Raw genomic sequence first — 2744 nt, 5'->3', positions numbered from 1 at the left:
CAGTCTTTCTCTTGGTCGCGCGGCATCTCGGCGTACTGGATCCAGCGATAGCCGTGGCAGGCGATCTCAAAGCCGGCTTCGCGCATCGAGGCGACGGCCTGACGGTTCTTTTCCAGTGCGGTCGTGACGCCGAAAACCGTGACAGGCAAATCACGCTCCTTAAACAGGCGCAGCAGCCGCCACCAACCGACCCGGCTGCCATATTCGTATTGCGACCGACATATTGCGTACGTTGTGAAGCGGCACCGACGGATCCTCCGTCAGCCATGCCTCGCTGTGCCTGTCGCCATGCAGCACGGAATGCTCGCCACCTTCCTCGAAGTTGATGACGAACTGGACGGCGATCCGCGCGCCTCCCGGCCATTGCGCATCGGGAGGACTGCTGCCATAGCCAAGGAGGTCGCGCGGATACATGTTAATTCCTTCAATAAGCGAGTTCGTGGAGGCCCGCGGCGAGAACGCGGATTCCCTCAACGATATCCTCGATTGAGGAAAATTCATCCGGTGTATGGCTGCGCCCGTCGCGTGAACGCACGAAGATCATCGCCACCTTGGCGATCGACGCCATTTGCTGCGAGTCGTGCCCGGCGCCACTCGCCATCACCATGGTGGGGACGCCTTGTTCCTGAGCAACCCGCTTGAGCATCTCGACGATACCCGGGTCGGAGGGAGCCGGCTCATGATCAATCATCACTTTCCATTCAATCTTGAGGCCGCGCCGAGAGGCGACCTCCAGCATGAGCGCCTCGTGCAATTTGTACATGTGGTGCAGTTGCTTTGGATCGGGGTGGCGCACGTCGATGCTGAAGGCAACCTTGCCAGGAATGATGCCGGGGAAGTTGGGCTCCACAATGACGCGGCCAACAGTGGTAACCGCAGGCCGCCCCATGCGGTGGGCGGTGTTGACGATGCCGGAGGTGATCTCGCTAAAGCCGGCCATCGGGTCGTTACGCAGGTCCATCGGGAATGCACCGGCGTGGTTCTGCACGCCTGTGATCTCGACATGATAGTGCCGAATGCCGGTTATGGCATGCACGACCGCCACCGGCAGGCCGTCGTGTTCAAGAATCGGACCTTGCTCGATATGCAGTTCGACAAAACTGTCAATGTCCGAGCGCTTTGCATCGGCAACCTTGGTTGGGTCGAGCCCGACAGCTCGCATGGCCTCGGCGATGGTCTCGCCCGAGAACGCCACAACGCTGTCGACGTCGCCAGGAGCAATGCGCCCCGTCGTGCCCCGCGATCCCCAGTAGTTGGCGTTCGGGAACCGGCTCGATTCTTCCTCGCACAAGGCAACAGCTTCAAGCGTCCGCTTCGGCGGACCGAACTGCTCCTTGAGCGCTCGGATGGCGATGATGGCAGCCAAAGCCCCTAGGATACCGTCATATTGACCGCCTGGCGTCTGTGAATCGATGTGGGAGCCAGAGGCAATTGAGCCACCTTTCTCCGACCCCTGCAGCCGGCCCCAGACATTGCCCACCGCATCGCGGTGTACGGTCAGGCCCGATTCTTCGCACCAATCAGCATATTGCTGCGTGGCACTGACCCATTCAGGCGAGTAGACCGTCCGCGATACTCCGGTTTCGCCGACGGCACCGTGACGGGCCATATCGACAATGAAGCGTTCGACCAACTTGGGATCGATGTCGATACGCTGCTTCGGATTGAGCACGTGATGGTTCCTTCCCTTGCGCCTAAGGCGAGCGCCGTTGGATGCTGCCAACCAATTTTCGGGAACGGTTACACGTGCGCCTGATTGCAGAAAATCGAAATTCTCGTTATTCGAATGATCAAATTTCCTGAAGAGTGGGGCGCCAGCCGTTGATTCCGATGCCGATCCGTGCGGGAGCCGCCGAATGAATTTCAAGCAAATCGAAACCTTCTACTGGGCCGCGCGGCTCGGCAGTTTCGCTGCCGCCGCCAAGCGCCTCAACGCCACCCAGTCGGCAATCTCGATGCGTATCCAGGAAATTGAGGCGCGCCTTGGGGTGGAACTGTTCGACAGATCGCAGAGGGTCGCGCAATTGACCGCCCAAGGTACATTGCTCCTGCCGCTGGCAGAGGAGGTTGTCCTGTCGACTGAACGACTTGTCTCGGCGGCATCCCACAACAGGGGCAAGACGATAGAGTATATTCGCCTCGGTGTGGCCGAAACCGTGGCAATCACCTGGCTGCCAGCTATGCTGCGTGCGCTGCGACGCGACCACCCTTTCGTTCGCATCGAACTCGAAGTGGCACTTTCGCATGTGATCGAGGAAAAACTTTATTCGGGCGCGCTCGACATGGCGTTGGCCTCTTGCGAGATGCCGAATTCGAAGTTTGTTGCCCTTCCGCTCGAGACCGTCGAATTCGTGTGGATGTGCAGCCCTGAGATCGAACAGCCACCTGACGTGGTGACATCGAAAGTGCTGGCCGAGTTGCCAGTGATCGCGACCTCGCGCGAATGGCAGTTCCGCGGCTCGATCCTGGCTTGGCTGGTGGCCAACGACGTGCATTTCCGAGATGTCACCATTTGCAACACGTTGAGAACGGCGGCGTCGCTTGCGCAGGCTGGTCTGGGCTACGCCTATCTGCCCGAGCGCTACTATCGCGGCCAGGTGAAAGCGGGTTTGCTGCGACGTCTGCGCTGCGAACCTAAGGACGAGCCGCTGTCAATCTATTCCATCCGGCCAGTAAACGCTCGCTCCGAGGGTTACCGTGCCGTCGAGAGTGTCGCCACCCGCGAAGCGCTCAGCTATCAGGGT

General features: G+C 59.9%; 4 protein-coding genes. 1 reads left to right on the top strand and 3 read right to left on the bottom strand.

Features of this window, described 5'->3' with window-relative positions:
- The 3 genes from EN935_RS42350 to EN935_RS30100 all read right to left on the bottom strand — a co-directional run.
- Positions 1-149, bottom strand: a 149-nt coding sequence (locus EN935_RS42350; RefSeq protein ID WP_245489085.1) for a polysaccharide deacetylase family protein, incomplete at its 3' end; no start/stop codon positions are given.
- A gap of 10 nt (positions 150-159) precedes the next feature.
- The gene (locus EN935_RS42345) at positions 160-414 is read right to left on the bottom strand and encodes a hypothetical protein (RefSeq protein WP_206532420.1); all 255 of its coding nucleotides are present in this window, start codon (positions 412-414) and stop codon (positions 160-162) included.
- Positions 415-424: 10 nt separating this feature from the next.
- Positions 425-1672, bottom strand: coding sequence for a hydantoinase/carbamoylase family amidase (locus tag EN935_RS30100; protein ID WP_245468973.1), 1248 nt, complete (start codon positions 1670-1672; stop codon positions 425-427).
- 184 nt (positions 1673-1856) lie between these two features.
- Between EN935_RS30100 and EN935_RS30095 the strand changes: the two genes are divergently transcribed.
- The coding region (locus EN935_RS30095; RefSeq protein ID WP_164771454.1) for a LysR family transcriptional regulator at positions 1857-2744 on the top strand (888 nt) is incomplete at its 3' end.

This window comes from Mesorhizobium sp. M7D.F.Ca.US.004.03.1.1, assembly GCF_003998635.1.
GTDB lineage: Bacteria > Pseudomonadota > Alphaproteobacteria > Rhizobiales > Rhizobiaceae > Mesorhizobium > Mesorhizobium loti.
Note: the sequence above shows the minus strand (reverse complement) of the source record. Positions and strands in the feature narration are given on the sequence as shown.

Coding starts and splice junctions, on each gene's coding strand:
- EN935_RS42345 (WP_206532420.1), bottom strand. CDS start 414: ATGTATCCGCGCGACCTCCTTGGCTATGGCAGCAGTCCTCCCGATGCG.